This window comes from Streptomyces sp. NPDC002537 (genome assembly GCF_053594975.1).
In genome coordinates, this window is sequence record NZ_JBSFWT010000116.1 from 1 (window position 1) to 20345 (window position 20345).

Here is a 20345-nt window from a genome sequence, read left to right on the forward strand (position 1 = left end):
GGCTGGATTTGCGGGCGTAGTCCGCAGCTTGCGGGCCGCAGGCCGAAGAGCCACGGTCCGGAAAATCCAGCCCGTCCGGCGTTTGAGGACGCGGCCGCAGGCCGCCCCCGCCGCAGGCGGCGGCCCGCAGTCGGAGGTCCGGTCACCCTCGCGGTAAGCGCGTCGTACCTGAGGCGGACCCCCGGAGATCCGCATTGTTGTGGACGCCGTCGGCAGGGTGGGTTGCCTACGGTGGTCGGGTGACCGACATCCATGAGACCGGACTGCGCAGCGAGGCGCGTCTCGCGAAGAGTGCCCTCGGGCACCTTCGCGAGGACCTCTTCACCGACGCCTTCGCCTTTCGCCCACTGCCGCCGCTGCCCGCCGACCACCGGCTGGTCCGCATGCTGCCGGGCCGGGCCGGGCGCTACGCCCGGTGGCTCCCGCACGGCCTCCTCGTCGGCTTCGCCGGCATGGTCATGCTCGCGGTCGTCAGCCGAGGGGGCCTGCCGTTCGGGGTGGTCACAGCGCTGGTCGTCGGGGCGCCGATGGTGATGACGCTGTTCCGGCCGGTCGGTGCGTGGTGGCTGGCGCTCGCCGTGCTCCTGCTCCCGGGGATGCTCTTCACCGGCAGCGCCTTCGGCCCGTGGTCACCGGGCAGCTTCTTCTCGTACCTCTTCGTCCTGCTGGTCGTCGCGGTGCGGACCAGGCCCCGCGTGGCGGCCGAGATGTGGCTGCTCACCGGGGTACTGGCGGTCTTCCTCTCGCTGGTCAGCAGGGTGTACGGCGCGTACGGCGGCGACTTCTTCGTCGGGGATCTGTTCCGGATGATGGTGCTGTCCGGGCTCGCGACCTTCGTCGTCCTCGCCGTCCGCGGCCTGCGCGAGTCCAAGCAGCAGGTCGCGGCGCAGGCGGCGGTCACCGAGGTGGAGCGGTCCCGGCGGACGGTTCTGGAGGAGCGCACCACCATCGCCCGCGAGCTCCACGACGTCGTCGCGCACCACATGTCGGTCGTCGCGATCCAGGCGGAGGCCGCCCCGTACCGGGTCGAGAACACCCCGCCGGAGCTCGCCGCCGCGTTCCAGACGATCCGCGAGAACGCCGTGTCGGCCCTCACCGAGCTGCGCCGCGTGCTGGGTGTCGTACGGTCCGAGAACCCCGATGCCTTCGCCGGTCCCGAGGCGCCGCAGCCCACCCTGGCCGACATCGGCGCGCTGATCGACAACGTCCGCGCGGCCGGTGCCGAGGTCGAGCACGTCACCACCGGCGCGGTGCGGCCGCTGCCGCAGGGCGTGGAGCTGTCGGCGTACCGCATCGTGCAGGAGGCGCTGAGCAACACCCTGCGGCACGCGCCCGGCGCCGCCGTCCGCGTGGAGGTCAGCCATGTGCTCGGCGGGCTGGGACTGCGGGTCGTCAACGGTCCGGCGGACCGTTTCGTCAAGCCCTCGCCCGGTGCCGGGCACGGTGTGCTCGGCATGCGCGAGCGGGTCGCGATGCTCGGTGGCGAACTGACCGCGGAGGCCACGGGCGACGGCGGCTACGAGGTCGCCGCGTTCCTCCCGGTCGCCGTGGGGGAGGCCGCCGCATGACCATCCGTGTGCTGATCGTCGACGACCAGATGATGGTCCGCGAGGGCTTCTCCGTCCTGTTGAACGCCATGCCCGACATCGAGGTGGTCGGCGAGGCGGTCGACGGGCGGCGGGCCGTCGAACAGGTCGCCGCGCTCCGCCCCGACGTCGTCCTGATGGACATCCGGATGCCGGTGCTCAACGGTCTGGAGGCGACCCGGGAGATCGTCGCCGCCGACGCCGACGCGAAGGTGCTGGTGCTGACCACCTACGACCTTGACGAGTACGTCTACCAAGCGCTGCGGGCCGGGGCCAGCGGCTTCCTGCTCAAGGACGCGTCGGCCCGGCAGCTCGCCGACGGCGTGCGCATCGTGGCCTCCGGCGAGGCGCTGCTCGCCCCGACGGTCACCAAGCGGCTCATCCAGGAGTTCTCCCGGCTCGGCACGCCGAAGGTGCCGACGCGGGAGCGGGTGGGGGAGCTCACGGAGCGGGAGACGGAGGTGCTGGTGCTGGTGGCGCAGGGGTGCTCCAACGCGGAGATCGCGGCCGGGCTGGTGGTCGCCGAGTCGACGGTGAAGACGCATGTGAGCCGGATCCTGGTGAAGCTCGGGCTTCGGGACCGGACGCAGGCGGCCGTCTTCGCGTACGAAGCCGGCCTCGTCACCCCGGGCGGGTGACCGCCTCGGGGGCGTGCCCCCGGCCCCTGGCTGCGCCCCTCCCCGAAACCGGGGGAGACCCCCGGACCCCGGACCGCGCTCCGCGCGGTGTCCTCAATCGCCGGACGGGCTGAATCCAGCCCGTCCTGGGGGCACCTCCCAGCGGTAGCTGGGGGAGATTGAGGACACGGCCGCAGGCCGCCCCGCCGCAGGCGGCAAAGGCAGCGGACGGACAGTTCACGTCCGCGGGAGGACCAATCGCCACGCCCCCTCCCGGAGGGACCACGTGCGGGTGTGGACCGGGCCCGTCAGGACGTTGTCCGCCCGGTAGCGGAAGGACGGGCCCGTGACCGTGACGCGCCGGGCGCGGGCGCGTACCGGCTGGTCCATGGCGTGCGGGTGGACGATCACCTCCGCCCGCCCGTCCACCGCGCAGACCGCCACCCGCGCCACCGGATCCCCCAGGTCCACGAGGAGCACCCCGTCCGCCTCCACCCGCAGCCGGGTGCACGACGGCACGTGGTGCCGGGCCGCCGGGCCGGTCAGCAGGGTCAGCGCCGAGCGGGCCGTCCGCGCGGCCGGGGACCACCACGGCTGGTGATCGCAACCCGGCGCGTCCGCGGTATCCGTGACCTCGGTGATATCGGCCACGTCGGTTATGCAGCCCCCGGCCCCGTTCGGCGCAGTGGCGTCCACCGCGTTCGCGGCCCGGTCCCGGCCGCCCGTCCCCGGGATCCACAGCCCGCCCAGCACCACGCCCCCGCCGTCGTCCACCAGCGCGTCCAGCCGCCGCTCGGTGCCGTCCAGCACGGCCCGCGCGGCCGCGACCGTGCCCAGCGGCACCCCCAGCGCGCGGGCCAGCGAGACGGCCGGGAGGGGCCCGACCGGAATCAGCGAGACCGGCACTTCCGCCAGGTCACGGCGCTGGTGCAGCAGATCGACGACCCGCAGCAGGGCCCGGTCGTCACCGATGACGACGGGCCTCCTGCGGCCCCTCCGGGCCAGGGCGCGCTCGACGTCCTGCGGCCCCTCGGGGAGGCATATCTTGGCCGGTGCGCCACCGCAGAGGACGTCCCTCGCGATCCGTACGGACTCGCCGTCCACGCGTCGGGCGACCGGGTCGATGACCACGAGCAGCGACTGCTCGGTGGAGTCTGGAGCCGACACCTCGGTCCTTCCTCAGGTAATCTCTCGGTGCAAGAGCCCCTGTCGCTGTTGCGCCAGGGGCTTCGTCTATCCGGGGCACCGGTTCGACGGCTCTAGCGGTGGTGTACGCCCTGAGCAAGCGGGTGAACACCACCACGCACGTTGGACATGCCCCGCCCGGAAGGGGTGTACGCCTGTGCCCGCACTTGTGCTGCTCGGTGCTCAGTGGGGTGACGAGGGCAAGGGAAAGGCCACCGACCTCCTCGGTGGATCCGTGGACTATGTGGTGCGCTACCAAGGTGGCAACAACGCCGGCCACACGGTGGTCGTCGGCGACCAGAAATACGCGCTGCATCTCCTCCCTTCCGGAATCCTCTCGCCGGGGTGCACCCCGGTGATCGGCAACGGAGTCGTCGTCGACCCGGCGGTCCTGCTCTCCGAGCTGAGCGGACTCAACGAGCGTGGCGTCGACACGTCCAAGCTGCTGGTCAGCGGTAACGCGCACCTGATCACGCCGTACCACACCACGGTCGACAAGGTGACGGAACGCTTCCTCGGCTCGCGGAAGATCGGCACCACGGGCCGCGGTATCGGCCCGACCTACGCGGACAAGATCAACCGCGTGGGCATCCGCGTCCAGGACCTCTACGACGAGTCGATCCTGACGCAGAAGGTCGAGGCCGCTCTCGACTTCAAGAACCAGATCCTGGCGAAGCTCTACAACCGCCGCGCCATCGAGGCCGGCGCGATCGTCGAGGAGCTGCTCACCTACGCCGAGCAGATCAAGCCGTACGTGGCCGACACGACGCTGATCCTCAACAACGCCATCGACGAGGGCAAGGTCGTCCTCTTCGAGGGCGGCCAGGGCACGCTGCTCGACGTGGACCACGGCACGTACCCCTTCGTCACCTCGTCCAACCCGACCGCGGGCGGCGCCTGCACGGGTGCGGGCGTGGGCCCGACGAAGATCAGCCGCGTGATCGGCATCCTCAAGGCGTACACCACCCGCGTCGGCGCCGGTCCGTTCCCGACCGAGCTGTTCGACAAGGACGGCGAGGCGCTGCGCACCATCGGTGGCGAGCGTGGTGTGACCACCGGCCGTGACCGCCGCTGCGGCTGGTTCGACGCGGTCATCGCCCGCTACGCGACCCGTGTGAACGGTCTGACGGACTTCTTCCTCACCAAGCTCGACGTCCTCACGGGCTGGGAGCAGATCCCGGTCTGCGTCGCCTACGAGATCGACGGCAAGCGCGTCGAGGAACTGCCCTACAGCCAGAGCGACTTCCACCACGCGAAGCCGATCTACGAGATGCTGCCGGGCTGGTCCGAGGACATCACCAAGGCCAAGACCTTCTCCGACCTGCCGAAGAACGCGCAGGCCTACGTGAAGGCCCTGGAGGAGATGTCCGGCGCGCCGATCTCCGCGATCGGCGTCGGTCCGGGCCGTACCGAGACGATCGAGATCAACTCGTTCCTGTCGTAACGCGACGGCTGTGCGCGGCGCCCCGGTGGATCCGTCCGCCGGGGCGCCGCGCGTTTTTCACCCGGCTCTTCTCATCCGGCTCTTCTCATCCGGCCCTGCGGTAGGTCAGCGGCGCGTCCGTGGAACCAGTGAGCACGCGCCGCATGCCGCCGTCCGGCAGCAGGGTCAGCTCGCTGCCCTGGGCCGGGACGCAGTCGTCGGCGGGTTCGGCGACGACGGTGCCGGCGCGGACCAGGAGCAGCGGGGAGCCGCCCGTGCCCCCGCCGGTCAGGGACTGGGTCCACAGACAGCGGTAGGAACGGCCGTCCTTGTCCGTGCCCGTGGCGCTGATGTCGGCCACGGCCGCGCCGACCGCCCCCTGCCGGACGGTCACACGGCGGTTCTGCGTGCCGAACTCGGTGCTGAAGCCGGACTCCCACGTGCCCAGGAACGCCTGCGGTACGGCGCCGTCCGCCTTGCCGTCGCCGCCGGGCGTCGTCGGGGGAGCGGGGGACGGTGACGGGGGCGAGCCCGGTGCGGAGGGCGCCGGCGAGGGTCCGTGCGCGGTGGTGTTGTCCGCGTCCTGCTTGATCAGATAGACGGCCCCGCCGCCCGCGAGCAGTGCCGCGGCCACCACCGCGGTCAGCACGACGGGCAGCCGGGAGCGGCGCGGCGGGGGCGGCGGCGCATAGCCGATCCGCGTCCCGGTGCCGAAGGGGCCGCTGCCGTACGCGCCCGCGGACGGCGGTCCGTAGGCGGGCGGCAGCGGCTGGGAGACCGGGCGGTTCGCGGTCACGGTCGGCGGTTCGGCGTCCGGCAGCGGCTGCCGCGGGTGCGGCGGTTGCGGCGGGGATATCAGCGTCGGGTCCGGCACCGGCCCGGCGGCGGGCGGCGGTTCGGGGGACCGTACGGGCTCCTCCACCTCCAGCAGCCGGACGGCGTGCCGTCCGAGCCGGGCGACCAGGGCGCCCGGCAGCCAGGGGTCCGTGGCCGGGAGGTCCGCGGGCAGTTCCCCGGCGCCCGTGCGCTCCAGGGCCTGCGCGGGGGTGGGCCGGTCGGCGGGGTCCTTGGCGAGGAACTCCGCGATCAGCGGCCGGAGGGAGTCCGGCACTCCGTCGAGGTCCGGTTCCTCCTCGGCGATCCGGTACATCAGCGCGTGGACGCCGCTGTCGGCCGTGCCGAACGGCAGCCTGCCGGTGGTCGCGTAGGCCAGCACCGAGCCGAGGCAGAAGATGTCGCTGGCGGGCGTGACGCGGGCGCCGCGCACCTGCTCGGGCGACATGAAGCCGGGCGAGCCCACGGCCGCGCCGGTCCGGGTCAGGGCGTCACCCGTCAGGTCCCCCATAGCCTTGACGGCATGGGAGGTGCCCCCATCCAGGGCGCGGGCGATGCCGAAGTCGATGACGCGCGGCCCGTCCAGGGTGATCAGCACGTTCGACGGCTTGAGGTCGCGGTGGACGACGCCCGCCGCGTGGATGGCCTGCAGGGCCCGCGCGAGCCCGGCGCCCAGGATGCGCACGGACCGCTCGGGCAGCGGCCCGTGGTCGTTGTCGACGACCTGCCGCAGGGACGGTCCCGCGATATAGCCGGTGGCGACCCAGGGGATCTCCGCGTCGGTGTCCGCGTCGAGGACGGGCGCGGTCCACTCCCCGCCGACCTGCCGGGCGGCCCGCACCTCCGCCCGGAAGCGCCGCCGGAACTCCTCCTGGCCGGCCAGCTCCCGGTGGACCAGCTTGACCGCCACCGTACGGCCCCGGTCCGAACGGGCCAGGTACACCCGGCCCATGCCCCCCGCGCCCAGCCGGCCGAGCAACCGGTACGCCCCGAGTGTCCGTGGATCCTCCGGCCCCAGGCTTTCCATGTCCCGCTCCCTCCCCGCGCATCCCCCGCCCGTTCCTCGCGGAGAATAGCCGGACGGCAAACGGCCGGGACCCCGCACGGTGAAAGTGCGGCGGTCCCGGCCGTCGGCCGACAGGGGGTTCAGGCCGGAAGGATGTTCTCCGCCTGCGGGCCCTTCTGGCCCTGGGTGATGTCGAAGGAGACCTTCTGGCCTTCCTGGAGTTCGCGGTAGCCCTGGGTCGCGATGTTCGAATAATGGGCGAAGACGTCGGCGCCGCCGCCGTCCTGCGCGATGAAGCCGAAGCCCTTTTCCGAGTTGAACCACTTCACGGTGCCGGTAGCCAAGACAGTTCTCCTACAAGTGAGCAGCGCGGTGCAGAAATTCCGTACAGCACGGAACAACGCAAGTGCGCCCGAAGGTCGTCGACCGTCAGGCGCACGGGGAAATGTATTTCCAAAACCGCAACGGAAATCGACCGTAGCACGCGGGCGGGAACGCGGACGGAAGGCGGGAGCGATGAATTTCCGTGGTGTCGCGGGCCGTTCGCCACCCGGCACTGTGTCGGCGGGCGCGGCGAGCGGCAGACAGAGTGCCGGTACCCGGGCCCGCGTCCCGCTTCCTAGGCTGGCGGTTCCGCACTCCGCACGAGCCCCCGCACGAGCCCCGAACCGAGTCGAGGTAACGACCGTGAGCACGCAGCCCGACCCCCGCACCGGCGCCGCCGTCAAGGCCGCCGACCGCGCGCACGTCTTCCACTCCTGGTCCGCGCAGGGCCTCATCGAGCCGCTGGCCGTCGCCGGTGCCGAGGGCTCGTACTTCTGGGACTACGACGGCAACCGCTACCTCGACTTCTCCTCCCAGCTGGTCAACACCAACATCGGCCACCAGCACCCCAAGGTCGTCGCCGCGGTCCAGGAGCAGGCGGCGAAGCTGTGCACCATCGCGCCCGGCTTCGCCGTGGACGTACGGAGCGAGGCGGCGCGGCTGATCGCCGAGCGGACGCCCGGCGACCTCGACAAGATCTTCTTCACCAACGGCGGTGCCGAGGCGGTCGAGAACGCCGTCCGCATGGCCCGGCTGCACACCGGCCGCCCCAAGGTGCTCAGCGCCTACCGCTCGTACCACGGAGCGACCGCCGCGGCCATCAACCTGACCGGCGACCCGCGCCGCTGGCCCTCCGACACCGCCTCCGCGGGCGTCGTGCACTTCTGGGCGCCCTTCCTGTACCGCTCGCCGTTCCACGCGGAGACCGAGGAGCAGGAGTGCGAGCGCGCGCTGCGGCACCTGGAGGACACCATCGTCTTCGAGGGCCCGCGGACGATCGCCGCGATCGTCCTGGAGACCGTGCCCGGCACCGCCGGGATCATGGTTCCGCCGCCCGGCTACCTCCCAGGCGTCCGCGAGATCTGCGACCGGTACGGCATCGTGTTCGTCCTGGACGAGGTCATGGCGGGCTTCGGGCGCACCGGCCACTGGTTCGCCGCCGACCGCTTCGGCGTCACCCCCGACCTGCTGACCTTCGCCAAGGGCGTCAACTCCGGCTATGTACCGCTCGGCGGCGTCGCGATCTCCGCGGAGATCGCCGCCACCTTCGACGAGCGGCCCTACCCCGGCGGCCTCACCTACTCCGGTCACCCGCTGGCCTGCGCCTCCGCCGTGGCGACGATCACCACGATGGCGGAGGAGGGCATCGTGGAGAACGCCGCGCGCATCGGCGAGACCGTCCTCGGACCCGGCCTGCGCGAGCTCGCCGAGCGCCACCCCAGCGTCGGCGAGGTGCGCGGCCTCGGCGTCTTCTGGGCGCTCGAACTCGTCCGGGACCGCGCCACCCGCGAACCGCTCGTGCCGTACAACGCGGCGGGCGAGGGCAACGCCCCCATGGCCGCCTTCGCCGCGGCCTGCAAGAGGTCCGGCCTGTGGCCCTTCGTGAACATGAACCGCACCCACGTCGTGCCGCCCTGCACCATCACCGAGGAGGAGGCCAAGGAGGGCCTCGCGCTCCTCGACGAGGCGCTCACGGCGGCCGACGCGCACACCGCCCGGGACGGCAGGTAGCGTTCTCCCTTCCCGCGCGCACGCCCGTACGCACCGCGACGGCCCTCGCCTATCTTGGTCGGGGGCCGTTCGCATGCGGGCGCCCGGTCACGGAAGGGGAGACGGACGACGATGCCCGGCAGCGAGGCTGTCAGACGGACGACGCTGCGCTCGCAGATCGCCGACGCCCTGCGCGACGAAGTGATCGCGGCACGGCTCCCGGCGGGCCGCCAGTTCACGGTCAAGGAGATCGCCGAACAGTACGGCGTCTCCGCCACTCCCGTGCGCGAGGCGCTGCTCGACCTCTGCTCGCAGGGGCTGCTCGACGTGGAACTGCACAAGGGCTACCGCGTGCGCGAGTTCACGTACGCCGACTTCCGGGACATGGTCGAGGCCCGCGCGCTGATCGTGGAGGGCATCTTCCGGCGCTCCGCCGGGCACACCCTGTTCACGGCGAGCCCGGCCGCCCTGGCCTCCGTGCGACGGCGCGCCGAGGAGGCCGGCCGGGCGGCGCTCGCGGGCGACCTGGACATCCTCATCGGCTACGACCTGCGCTTCTGGCGCGAGCTCGCCGGACTGGTGGGCAATCCCTACATATCCGACTTCCTGGACCGGGTCCGGGTGCAGAGCTGGGTCTTCACCGTGCCGCTGCTGCGCCGGGTGCCGTCGCTGCGCGGCCGCCTGTGGCACGGCCACGGCGAGCTCGTCGAAGCCGTGGCGGCCGGGGACGCGACCGCCGCGGAGGACATCATCACCGACTACAACCGACATTCCCTGGCACTGATCTCCGGACTGACCGAATAGGGTCGAAGGCCGCACACAGTCATCGGCCGACGGGATGGGATCACGAATGAAGACGCGCACGAACCCGCAACCGACGGCCGTCTGAGGACGTCCGATCTCCGTGATGTTCCCTTCCCAGCCGTCCGATCCCGCTGCCCGCGCGCCCCGGCCCGGCCTCCCCTCCGCACCGCCCGTCGACCTCACGGTGATCGTCCCGGCGTACGACGAGGAGGACCGGCTGGGCCCCACGCTGGAGGCGATACGCGCCCACCTGGGGAAGGCCACGGACACCTGGGAGCTGATCGTCGTCGACGACGGCTCCACCGACGCCACCGCGGACATCACCGAGGCCGCCGCCGCCACCGACCCCCGCATCCGGCTGCTGCGCACCCCCGACAACCGCGGCAAGGGCCACGCCGTGCGCACCGGGGTCCTCGCCTCGCACGGCCGCCGCGTCCTGGTCACCGACGCCGACCTGGCCACCCCGATCGAGGAGCTCGACCTGCTCGCGCGCGGCCTGGACGAGGGCGCCGCCGCGGCCATCGGCTCCCGCGCGCTGCCCGGCTCCCGGATAGCCGTCCGCCAGCACGCCGTCCGCGAGTTCATGGGCCGCGCCGGCTCCCGGCTGATACGGGCCACCGCCGTGCCCGGCATACGGGACACCCAGTGCGGCTTCAAGCTCTTCGACGGCGACCGCGTCCGCGCCGCGTGCGCCGAGTCCCGCCTCGACGGCTGGAGCTACGACGTCGAGCTGCTGCGCTTCTTCCATCAGCGGGGCTGGGAGGTCACCGAGGTGCCCGTCCGCTGGTCCCACCAGCCCGGCTCCAAGATCCGGCCGCTCGCCTACCCGACCGTGCTCGCCGACCTCGTCCGCCTCCGCTGGCGCACGCTCGACCCCGTACGGCTCGCCGTGCCCGCGCTCTTCCTGCTGGTCTCCTTCGTGCTGTACGGAGGGCTGTGGGGCGGCCTGGGGCACAGCTACCTGGCCGACTCCGGCTCCGACCAGACGCAGTGGGAGTGGTTCTTCGCCGTCACCGCCGACAACGTCGCGCACCTGCGGAACCCGCTCTTCACCGACCTGCAGAACGCCCCGCTCGGCGTGAACCTCATGGCCAACACCGCCATGCTCGGGCTGTCCGTGCCCCTCGCGCCCGTGACGCTCGCCCTCGGTGCGCACGTCACCTGGGCGATCGTGCTGACCGGCGGCCTGGCCGCGACCGCCTGCTCCTGGTACTGGCTGATCGCCAAGCGCTTCGTCCGCTCCCGCTGGGCGGCCGCGCTCGGCGGCGCCTTCTGCGCCTTCGCGCCGCCGATGATCTCGCACGGCAACGCGCACCCCAACTTCGTCGTCCTGTTCATGATCCCGCCGATCATCGACCGGATGCTGCGGCTGTGCGAGGGCAGGCGGCCGACCCGGGACGCCGTGCTCCTCGGGCTGTTCCTCGCCTACCAGATCTTCCTCGGCGAGGAGGCGCTGCTGCTGGCCGTGACCGGCTTCGCGCTCTTCGCCTTCTGCTACGCCGTCGCCGACCCGGACGCGGCGCGCGCCGTCGCCGGGCGGCTGCTCCGCGGCCTCGGCGTCGCCGCGCTCGTCGCCGTGCCCCTGGTCGCCTTCCCGCTGGGCTGGCAGTTCCTCGGCCCGCAGAGCTACCACAGCGTGCTGCACGGCGAGGTCGGCAACAACCCGATGGCGCTGCTGGAGTACGCCACCCGGTCGCTCGCGGGCGACCCCCGGACCGCCGCCGCGCTCTCCGTCAACCGGACCGAGGAGAACGCCTTCTTCGGCTGGCCCCTCGTCGTCCTGGCCGTCGTCCTCGTCGTACGGATGCGGCACCGGCCGCTGGTGCGCGCGCTCGGCTTCACCGCGCTCGCCGCCGCCGTCCTCTCGCTCGGCCGGCACATTCCGCTGCCCGGCACGGACAAGACGCTGCCCGGCCCGTGGCGGCTCGTCGGGAAGCTGCCGTTCTACGAGTCGGTCATCGAGTCCCGCGTGGCGATGGTCTGTGTGCCCGCCCTGGGCGTCCTGCTCGCCCTCGCCTGCGACCGGCTGGCCGCGCGCCGGATGCGCAGCGAGCGCGAGCGCTCGCACCGGCTGCTCGGCTGGGCCGCGCTCGCCGTGGCCCTCCTGCCGCTCGTCCCCACGCCGTACCGCACCGTCGAGCGCGTGCCGGTGCCCGCCTTCATCGCGGACGGCACCTGGCGCGAGCACGTACGGGACGGCCGCACGCTGGTCCCGGTGCCCGTGCCGAGCCCCTCCGACACGGAGGCGCTGCACTGGCAGGTGCGGGCGGACCTCGGCTTCGCCTTCCCCGGCGGCTACTTCAACGGGCCCTGGGGCCCCGACCGCATCGGCATCTACGGCCCGCAGCCGCGGCCCACGTCCGAACTCCTCCGCAAGGTCGGCGAGACCGGCAAGGTCCCGGAGATCGGCGACCAGCAACGCCGGGAGTTCCGCATGGACCTGCGCTTCTGGCGGGCGGACGCCCTGATCCTCGACCCGCGGCCGAACGGCGAGGCGCTGCGACAGTCGGTGACCCGACTGTCGGGCACGGAACCGAAGAAGATCGACGGCGTCTGGGTCTGGGACGTGGCGGCCCACTGACGGGCTGGCCGTGACGCGAGGGGCCGGGACGCGCAGGGGTGGTTCGGGACGTAAAGCGAAGCAGTCCCGAACCACCCCTGCGCGGCATGGCCCCGCACTGTCGCAACGGCGAGTGGCGTAACCAACCCGCACTGTCGCAACGGCGGCGAGCCCAAATCCAGCCCGTCCTGGGGGCACCTCCCAGCGGTAGCTGGGGGAGATTGAGGACGCTCCCGAAGGGAGCCCCCGCCGCAGGCGGCGAACCGGCCGCAAGCCAAGCCCGGATCCCACGCCCGGTATGACAAGAGGGCGCCCCGCACTACAGTGGCCCGACCAATGTCGGCACGCACGAGAGTGAGCTCACGTGGCCTGTGACCTATGGCTGGTCCCCCTCGTCGATGTGCTGTGCCACAGCCCCGACAACCCCTTCGCCGAGGAGATCGCCGCCTACGACAAGGCACTCGACGAAGTGGGACTGCCCCCGGTCCCCGTCTTCGGCTATGTGCCGGGCCTCTCCGGCGACGTCGCCCCGGTGGCCGGGTTCGACTACGACGCCCTGCACTTCCTGCGCCGCGCCCACCTGCTGAACCTGTGCGGCCTGGCCGTCACCCCGGTCGACGAACTCGGCGGCGACTACGAGCAGTTGCTGGAGATGTTCGAGACGACGGCCCAGCAGTCGCACCTGGTCTGGCACTACGACCACGCGGGCGCCTACGTGCCGGTGGACTTCGCGCACCCGCTGTCCAACGACGAACTCCTCGAAGGCGGCGGCCCCTTGGGGTCGAGCCAGGGTCTCCTGCGGGAGCTGCACTCCGTGGCGCCCGCCCTGGGCATCGACCCCGACAACCCGCCCGCGGCCCCCGCCGCCCCGGAGCGGCCCACGGGCCTGGAGGAGCCCGCGGCGCCGGGCCCGTACGACGACAGCCCGTTCGCGCGGGAACGCCACGTCTGGCTGGGACTGCACGCGGCGGCGACCCGCAGCCTCGCGCAGGGCTCGATGATCGTCTTCAGCTGATGCCGATGATGCCGATACAGAGGGAGCCCCGTGCCGCCACGGGGCTCCCTCGCACACGGCCGGCCGCGCGTCAGCGCGGGGACTCCGGCGGCCGCTGCCGCGGCATGTTGGGCCGGGTGCCCGGCGGCAGCGGAAAGCGCGGCAGCGGGCCGCCGCCCTCCCCGCGCGGACCCCACGACACCAGCGACTGCGTCAGCAGCGGCGTCGGGCCCGCCCGGAACTCCACCATCCAGTCCGCGGTCTCCGCCCGTACGAGCTCCGACACGTCCTCCGAGAAGCGCCGCAGGACGGTCAGGCAGCGCTCCGCCGCCTCGCTGGCCGTGCCCTCGGTCGGGCCGAGCACCTCGCGCACGCACTCCGACGCCCAGTCGAACTGCAGGGCCTCCAGCCGCCGTTGCACGGCCTGTGCCGTCGCGACCGCCCGCATCCAGCCCGACGTCAGCCCGAAATAGCGGTCACCGGCCACACAGGCCACCGCCCCGAGCAGCGCGAGGTAGCCCCACGCGGCACCGGTGCGGACCACGTTCGTCAACTGGAGCAGCGGCAGGGCGGCGCCCACCGTGGCGCAGACCGCGGCGCTGATGCGCAGCGCCCGCGCCCAGCGGCGTTTCCAGGCGCGGTCCGCGAGATACCAGTCGACCAAATACAGCGCGCCGTTCTCCACCCATCGGTACAGCTCATCGAGACGCTCCGCGGGCTCCCCCCAGTCACCGAGTGGGAAGGAACGGCCGCGCAGATCGCCCCGCTGCCTCCCACCCTGCTCGCGGGGGAGCCCTTCGGGCTGCATCTCCGGCTGGCTCACCCGTGCACTCCCTACTGCCGCTACGGATCGCGAGCCACCTTCCTACCGCCGAACGGTCGGTCTTGGACACAAGATCCATGCTTTTCCGTCCGTAAGCGCTGAGGAATCCGGTATAGGACCTCAAACACACTCACCCGAAAGAGTGGGTGGATGGAGGCGGAGAGATGACCACCCACCCCTGCGGGGCCGCAGAAGTGACGTTTCCGTACCCCGCGGGACCGGCCCTGGGAATCGATCAGTCGACGAGGCAATAGGGTGACCGGTGTGAAGGTCCTCGTCATCGGCGGCGGCGCCCGCGAACACGCCCTGTGCCGCTCACTCTCCCTCGATCCCGACGTCACCGCGCTGTACTGCGCCCCCGGCAACGCCGGCATCGCCGAGGTCGCCGAGGTGCACCCGGTGGACGCCGTCGACGGCACGGCCGTCGCGGAGCTCGCTGCGTCCCTGGGCGCGGACCTCGTCATCGTCGGCCCGGAGGCCCCGCTGGTCGCGGGCGTCTCCGACGCCGTCCGCGAGCGCGGCATCCCCGTCTTCGGCCCCTCGGCGGAAGCGGCGCAGCTGGAAGGGTCCAAGGCGTTCGCCAAGGACGTCATGGCCACCGCGAACGTGCCGACCGCCCGCGCCTACGTCTGCACCACCCCCGCCGAGATCGACGCGGCCCTCGACGCCTTCGGCGCACCGTACGTCGTCAAGGACGACGGGCTCGCCGCGGGCAAGGGCGTCGTCGTCACCGACGACCTCGCCGCCGCCCGCGAGCACGCGCTCGCCTGCGGCCGCGTGGTCATCGAGGAGTTCCTGGACGGCCCCGAGGTCTCCCTGTTCGCCGTCACCGACGGCGAGACGGTCGTCCCGCTCCAGCCCGCACAGGACTTCAAGCGCGCCCTCGACGGCGACGAGGGCCCGAACACGGGCGGCATGGGAGCGTACTCCCCGCTCCCGTGGGCCGACCCCAAGCTGGTCGACGAGGTGCTGCGGACCGTCCTCCAGCCCACGGTCGACGAGCTGCGCCGCCGGGGCACGCCCTTCTCCGGCCTGCTCTACGCGGGGCTCGCGATCACCTCGCGCGGCATCCGCGTGATCGAGTTCAACGCGCGCTTCGGCGACCCCGAGACGCAGGTCGTGCTGGCCCGCCTCAGGACGCCGCTGGCCGGGCTGCTGCTCGCGGCCGCCACGGGCACGCTGGCGGAGGTGCCGCCGTTGCGCTGGAGCGACGGCGCGGCCGTCACCGTCGTCGTGGCTTCGCACAACTACCCCGGTACCCCGCGCACCGGCGATGTGATCGAGGGCCTGTCCGAGGTCGCCGAGCTGGACTCGACGTACGTGCTCCACGCGGGCACCGCGCACAACGCCGCGGGCGACGTGGTCAGCGCGGGCGGCCGCGTGCTCTCCGTGACGGCGACGGGCCCCGACCTGACCGCGGCCCGCACCCGCGCCTACGAGGGCCTCACCCGCATCCGCCTGGCGGGCTCCCACCACCGCACGGACATCGCTGCGCGGGCGGCCGCCGACGAGTGACCCGCCGTTGCCTCCCCCAGCTACCGCTGGGAGGTGCCCCCAGCGGCGGGAGCGTCCCCCAGACTCCGTCCGGGGGTGCCCCCAGCGGCCGCGTCCTCAAACGCCGAACGGGCTGGATGTGCGGACCGCGGTCCGTAGTCTGCGGGCCGAGCCCGCAATTTCAGCCCGTCCGGGGCGGAGCCCCGTCGCAGGCGGCAACGGGGCCGCACCCACCCATGCCAGAAGCCTCCGGCGAGGGCACGGCCTTTGACCGAAGCCATTCCATCGGGTGAGCGGTTGCCCAATGGGCTGACGCGCGCCGCACCCCCAACTAGGGTGCGGCGCAAGCCAAGTGCATCCGGCAACTGGCCCACCGGCATTGCGATGTCGGAGCCCGGTGCCACAGTGGGGGGATAAGGCAACGCACTCCGCGTTGCGCCGCTGTCGCACTCCTGGGCAGAAAACCCGAACTGGCAACAGGGGGTGATCGGTCTCGTGGCAGGTACGGAAACAGGCGTGCTGGTAGCACGCGCCCAAGCCCTCGCGGTGCTGCGCATCCGCAGCGCCGCCGTGGCCGTGGCCCTGCTGCCGGCGGCAGCGGCGGTCGTGCTGCTGGCAGGCATAGCCATGGGGCGCATCCCGGACGGCGGCGGCTGGTCCACGGCCCGCTGGGCCGTCATCGGCGCGGCCCTCCTGGCCCTGGCGCTGGCGGCGGCCGTCGGCGCCGTGGTGGTCCGGGCCAGGCCCGCGCTGAGCCCCACCGTCCCGATCCCGGAGGAAACGGCCCCCGACCTCTACCGGCTGGTCCGCGACCTCGCCGAGCGGCTGGACGTCCCGGCACCCTCGGCCATGGCCCTCACCCCGGACTGCGACAGCTGGCTGGAGGACCGCACCCACCCGGCCCACGGCCCGCCGCGCGGCGTCCGGCACGGCATGCCGCGCCCCCTGCGGCGTACGGGCGCGGCACCGGTCCTGGTGATCGGTTCGCCGTTCCTGTGGTGGATGCGCGTCGCCGAGCTGCGGGCCCTGCTGGCCCCGGTGGTCGCGGGCACGGGCCCCTCGGCGAACCCCGACATAGCCGCTGCGCGCCGTTTCGTCCGGGGCCTGGACGCCGCCGTGGCCGTCGCCGCGGGGCGCCCGGCCCTCGCGTTCGTCGGGGGCGTCGCCCGGCTGCTGCTGCACTCCTGCCGGGATCACGCCGCCGAGATGGAGCGCGGGGTCGCCGCCGCCGCCTCCGAGCGCGCCCAGGCCGTCGACTACGGTCTGCGGATCGTCGCCCAGGAGCAGGTGGGCCTCGCCTACGCCGGCTGGGACCGCCTGCTGAACCGCGTCGCGCTGCCCGCCTGGCGGATGGGCCGCTGGCCCTCCCGGCTGGACGCGGGCGTCGTCTCCGCCCTCACCGAGCTGTCCCGCCGCGACCGCCTCGCGGAGGGCTTCGCCTCCCGGCTGGGCGAGCGGCCCGCCTGCGACCTGCTGGAGGAGCCCGGCGCGATGGACGAGGCGGCCTCCCTGCTGGCCGCCCGCCTCTTCCACGGCGGGCCCACCATGGCCGGGCCCGACTGGTCCCCGGTCGCCTGGAGCCAGTACCCGGAGGAGGTCGTGGACCGCAAGTGGCGGCTGGAGGCGGCCCGTCTGCACCGCGTCCTGGACGACATCCCCGGCCCGTATCCGGAGCCCGTACCCGAGCCGGTGCCCGAGGCCGTCCCCGAGCCGGTGCCGGACGGCGCCGGTCACGGTGCCGCCCCGGGCGGGGCGCCGGTCCAGGACCTCGTCCCCCTGGTGCCCCCCGCGCTCGCCGCCCCCACGGTGGCGCGCGTCCTCGACCGCCTCGCGGGCCCGGCGGGCGGCGCGGTCGCGGAGGAGCTGGAGCTGCGGCTGAGCGCCGAGGTGGCCCGGGAGGCCGCCCAGCAGGAGCTCGCCGCGACCCGCGCGTTCGGCTCGGCCCGCGACCCCTGGGTCGACGGGCTCAGCCCGCTGTTCCCGCTCCAGCCGCCCCGCAGCGGCCGGGAGCTGCTCACCGACCATGTGACGGCCATGGTGTGCTGCGCCGCCGTCGACACCGCCGGGGCCGTCCCCGGCCTGGACTGGCTGGACGGCCCGGCCCTGCTGGTCGGCGGCGCCCGCCGCGCCGACCTGGCCCGTACGGTCCTGAGCCTGATCGAGGACGGCGACGCCGGGCCGCTGCGCGACTGGCTCGGCGAGGTCGGGGTGCGACCCGAGAAGCCGGTCCGCCTGGTGTGAGACCGGTGGCGTACCGGCACCCGCGTGTCGACAAGTCCTGCCGGCCACGGGAAATCCACGACAGAAGGTGACGGTGCGGGTGCGCCATGTGATGTGCTGGGATGCGCACGCGGCGCGGCACACCGGATCGGAAGACGGCAATGCGTACGCGTCGGGGCGCAGGGGAGGGAGCTCGATGGGCACGGATCGGATCCGCCGCTGGGAGTCGGGGACACACGCACACGCCGTTTCGGACCCCTTCGGGCAGGGCCCGCTGCCCTGGCTGCGCGACAGCGAGTCCTACATCGACGAGACCGGCCGGGTCGTCCCCTGGTACGCCGGGGGCCATATCCCGCACCGGCGCCGCGCGGCCCGCGTGCCCGTGCCGCGTACCGCCGACGACGTGCACCGGCAGATCAAGGGCTTCGCCTCCAACAGCGCGGTCGCCCCCGGCGAGGCCATGGACTTCCGCATCACGGTGAACCCGCCGCAGAGCTTCGGCGTGGACGTCTACCGCATCGGGCACTACGCGGGCGACGGCGCCGCGAAGATCACCACCAGTCCGCGGCTGTCCGGCATCGTCCAGCCCGCGCCGCTCACCGTGGACCGCACGGTCTCCTGCCACCACTGGTGGCTCTCCTGGCGGTTGCAGATCCCCAGCTACTGGAGCCTCGGCGCCTATGTGGCCGTCCTGACCACGGCCGACGGACACCGCAGCCACATCCCCTTCCTGGTCCGCGACAGCCGCCCCGCCGATCTGCTGCTCGTCCTGCCCGACATCACCTGGCAGGCGTACAACCTCTACCCCGAGGACGGCCGCACGGGCGCGAGCCTCTACCACGCCTGGGACGAGGAGGGGCGGCTGCTGGGCGAGTCGGGCGCGGCCACCACGGTCTCCTTCGACCGCCCGTTCGCGGGCGCGGGCCTGCCGCTGTACGTGGGCCACGCCTACGACTTCATCCGCTGGGCGGAGCGCTACGGCTACGACCTCGCCTACGCCGACACCCGCGACCTGCACGCGGGCCGCGTCGACCCGTCCCGCTACCGGGGCCTGGTCTTCCCCGGCCACGACGAGTACTGGTCGCCCGCCATGCGCCGCGCCGCCGAGCTGGCCCGCGACTCCGGCACGTCGCTGGTGTTCCTGTCCGCGAACACCATGTACTGGCAGTGCGAACTGGCCCCCTCGCCGGCGGGCCCCGACCGCCTGCTGACCTGCCGGAAGCGCCGCGGCCCCGGCCGCTCCGCCCTCTGGCGCGAGGTCTCGCCCGCCGAACAGCAGCTGCTGGGCATCCAGTACGCGGGCCGGGTGCCCGAACCGGCCCCCATGGTCGTCCGCAACGCCGGCCACTGGCTGTGGGACGCCACCGGCGCCGGAGAGGGCGACGAGCTGCCCGGCCTGGTCGCGGGCGAGGCCGACCGCTATTTCCCCCGGACGGCCCTGCCGCAGCACATCCGCCGCATCCTGCTGGCCCACTCCCCGTACGTGGACGGCGAGGGCGTGAGACGCCACCAGGAGACCTCGCTCTACCGTGCCCTCAGCGGCGCCCTGGTCTTCGCCTCCGGCACCTTCGCGTGGTCGCCCGCCCTGGACCGGCCCGGCCATGTGGACACCCGCGTCCAGCGGGCCACCGCCAACCTCCTCGATCGCATCTGCAAGCGGGGCTGACCCCCGTCGGACACGCGAGCGGGCGTACGGCAGAATCGTGGTGCTTGGACAAACCACCAGGAGGACGCGTGTCCGGATTCGTAGAGAAGCCCGAACCGGTCGAGGTGCCCGGCCTTGTGCACCTGCACACGGGCAAGGTCCGCGACCTCTACCGCGACGCGGACGGCAACCTGGTGATGGTCGCCTCCGACCGCATGTCCGCGTACGACTGGGTGCTGCCCACGGAGATCCCCGACAAGGGCCGCGTCCTCACCCAGCTGTCCCTGTGGTGGTTCGAGCGCCTCACCGACCTGGTCCCGAACCACGTCCTCTCCACCGAGCTGCCCGCCGGCGCCCCCGCCGACTGGGAGGGCCGCACCCTGGTCTGCCGGTCGCTGGAGATGGTCCCCGTCGAGTGCGTGGCCCGCGGCTATCTGACGGGCTCCGGCCTCGCCGAGTACGAGCAGACCCGCACCGTCTGCGGACTCGCCCTGCCCGAGGGCCTCACCGACGGCTCCGAGCTGCCCTCCCCGATCTTCACCCCGGCCTCCAAGGCCGAGGTCGGCGAGCACGACGAGAACGTCTCCTACGAGGAGGTCGCCCGGCAGGTCGGCGCCGAGACCGCCGCCCAGCTCCGCCAGGCGACCCTCGCCGTCTACGGCCGCGCCCGCGACATCGCCCGCGACCGGGGCATCATCCTCGCCGACACGAAGTTCGAATTCGGCTTCGCGAACGGTGAACTGGTCCTCGCCGACGAGGTGCTCACCCCCGACTCCTCGCGCTTCTGGCCCGCCGACGAGTGGCAGCCGGGCCGCGCGCAGCCCTCTTTCGACAAGCAGTACATCCGCGACTGGCTCTCGTCCCCGGCCTCCGGCTGGAACCGCCACGGCGAACTCCCCCCGCCGCCGCTCCCTCCGGAGGTCGTGGAGCGGACGCGCTCGAAGTACGTCGAGGCGTACGAACGCCTGACGGGCCTGAACTGGGCGTAGCCGGCGCTCTCCAAGGGAGTGCCGGCTACGCCGGACGGGCTGAAATTGCTGACTACGGTCCGCACATTCAGCCCGTCCGGCGTTTGAGGACGCGGCCGCAGGCCGCTCCCGCCGCGGGGGGCACCTACCAG

15 protein-coding genes are annotated in these 20345 nt (G+C 73.1%); 11 read left to right on the forward strand and 4 right to left on the reverse strand.

All coding sequences use genetic code 11. From position 1 onward, the window contains the following. The first annotated feature begins 248 nt into the window (after positions 1–248). Both ACWD4A_RS32310 and ACWD4A_RS32315 read left to right on the forward strand, forming a co-directional pair. Entirely contained in the window at positions 249–1568 is a 1320-nt protein-coding gene (locus tag ACWD4A_RS32310; protein ID WP_451199556.1) for a sensor histidine kinase, read from the forward strand. Next, a complete protein-coding gene (locus ACWD4A_RS32315; RefSeq protein ID WP_451199534.1) occupies positions 1565–2224 on the forward strand; it encodes a response regulator in 660 nt (219 codons plus the stop codon). The genes ACWD4A_RS32310 and ACWD4A_RS32315 overlap by 4 nt, the downstream gene beginning before the upstream one ends. A 216-nt stretch (positions 2225–2440) precedes the next feature. Here ACWD4A_RS32315 and ACWD4A_RS32320 read toward each other — a convergent pair whose 3' ends face one another. After that, a complete protein-coding gene (locus ACWD4A_RS32320) occupies positions 2441–3370 on the reverse strand; it encodes a diacylglycerol kinase (protein ID WP_451199536.1) in 930 nt (309 codons plus the stop codon). A 175-nt stretch (positions 3371–3545) separates the two neighbouring features. Here ACWD4A_RS32320 and ACWD4A_RS32325 point away from each other — a divergent pair, with 175 nt between their 5' ends. Then, positions 3546–4832 carry an adenylosuccinate synthase gene (locus ACWD4A_RS32325; protein ID WP_451199538.1) on the forward strand — a complete coding sequence of 429 codons (1287 nt, stop codon included), beginning with the start codon at positions 3546–3548 and terminating at the stop codon, positions 4830–4832. Positions 4833–4917: 85 nt separating this feature from the next. Here ACWD4A_RS32325 and ACWD4A_RS32330 read toward each other — a convergent pair whose 3' ends face one another. Together ACWD4A_RS32330 and ACWD4A_RS32335 are read right to left on the reverse strand one after the other, a co-directional pair. Then, positions 4918–6672, reverse strand: coding sequence for a serine/threonine-protein kinase (locus ACWD4A_RS32330; RefSeq protein WP_451199539.1), 1755 nt, complete (start codon positions 6670–6672; stop codon positions 4918–4920). A 119-nt stretch (positions 6673–6791) separates the two neighbouring features. After that, the gene (locus ACWD4A_RS32335; RefSeq protein ID WP_451199540.1) at positions 6792–6995 is read right to left on the reverse strand and encodes a cold-shock protein; all 204 of its coding nucleotides are present in this window, start codon (positions 6993–6995) and stop codon (positions 6792–6794) included. Between the two features lie 343 nt (positions 6996–7338). Between ACWD4A_RS32335 and ACWD4A_RS32340 the strand changes: the two genes are divergently transcribed. The 4 genes from ACWD4A_RS32340 to ACWD4A_RS32355 all read left to right on the forward strand — a co-directional run bounded on the left by ACWD4A_RS32340 (position 7339) and on the right by ACWD4A_RS32355 (position 13064). Further along, entirely contained in the window at positions 7339–8706 is a 1368-nt protein-coding gene (locus ACWD4A_RS32340; protein WP_451199542.1) for an aminotransferase class III-fold pyridoxal phosphate-dependent enzyme, read from the forward strand. 111 nt (positions 8707–8817) lie between these two features. Beyond that, positions 8818–9489: a GntR family transcriptional regulator gene (locus tag ACWD4A_RS32345; RefSeq protein WP_451199543.1), complete on the forward strand. Its 672-nt coding sequence runs from the start codon at positions 8818–8820 to the stop codon at positions 9487–9489. Between the two features lie 103 nt (positions 9490–9592). After that, on the forward strand, positions 9593–12070 hold the full coding sequence (locus ACWD4A_RS32350; protein WP_451199545.1) for a glycosyltransferase: 2478 nt from the start codon (positions 9593–9595) through the stop codon (positions 12068–12070). 343 nt (positions 12071–12413) lie between these two features. After that, the gene (locus ACWD4A_RS32355) at positions 12414–13064 is read left to right on the forward strand and encodes a hypothetical protein (RefSeq protein WP_451199547.1); all 651 of its coding nucleotides are present in this window, start codon (positions 12414–12416) and stop codon (positions 13062–13064) included. A gap of 70 nt (positions 13065–13134) precedes the next feature. On the opposite strand, the gene ACWD4A_RS32360 is transcribed toward ACWD4A_RS32355, so the two are convergent. Then, on the reverse strand, positions 13135–13866 hold the full coding sequence (locus ACWD4A_RS32360) for an SLATT domain-containing protein (RefSeq protein ID WP_451199549.1): 732 nt from the start codon (positions 13864–13866) through the stop codon (positions 13135–13137). A gap of 264 nt (positions 13867–14130) precedes the next feature. On the opposite strand from ACWD4A_RS32360, the gene purD reads away from it, so the two are divergent. The 4 genes from purD (at position 14131) to ACWD4A_RS32380 (ending at position 20214) form a co-directional block, all read left to right on the forward strand. Further along, positions 14131–15381, forward strand: coding sequence for a phosphoribosylamine--glycine ligase (gene purD / locus ACWD4A_RS32365; protein WP_451199557.1), 1251 nt, complete (start codon positions 14131–14133; stop codon positions 15379–15381). Between the two features lie 462 nt (positions 15382–15843). Then, on the forward strand, positions 15844–17601 hold the full coding sequence (locus ACWD4A_RS32370; RefSeq protein WP_451199551.1) for a hypothetical protein: 1758 nt from the start codon (positions 15844–15846) through the stop codon (positions 17599–17601). A 175-nt stretch (positions 17602–17776) separates the two neighbouring features. Then, positions 17777–19246 (forward strand): N,N-dimethylformamidase beta subunit family domain-containing protein, encoded by a 1470-nt coding sequence (locus tag ACWD4A_RS32375; RefSeq protein WP_451199553.1) that lies wholly within the window; start codon positions 17777–17779, stop codon positions 19244–19246. A gap of 68 nt (positions 19247–19314) precedes the next feature. Next, positions 19315–20214, forward strand: a complete 900-nt coding sequence (locus tag ACWD4A_RS32380) for a phosphoribosylaminoimidazolesuccinocarboxamide synthase (protein ID WP_451199554.1) — start codon at positions 19315–19317, stop codon at positions 20212–20214. The last annotated feature ends 131 nt before the right edge of the window (positions 20215–20345 follow it).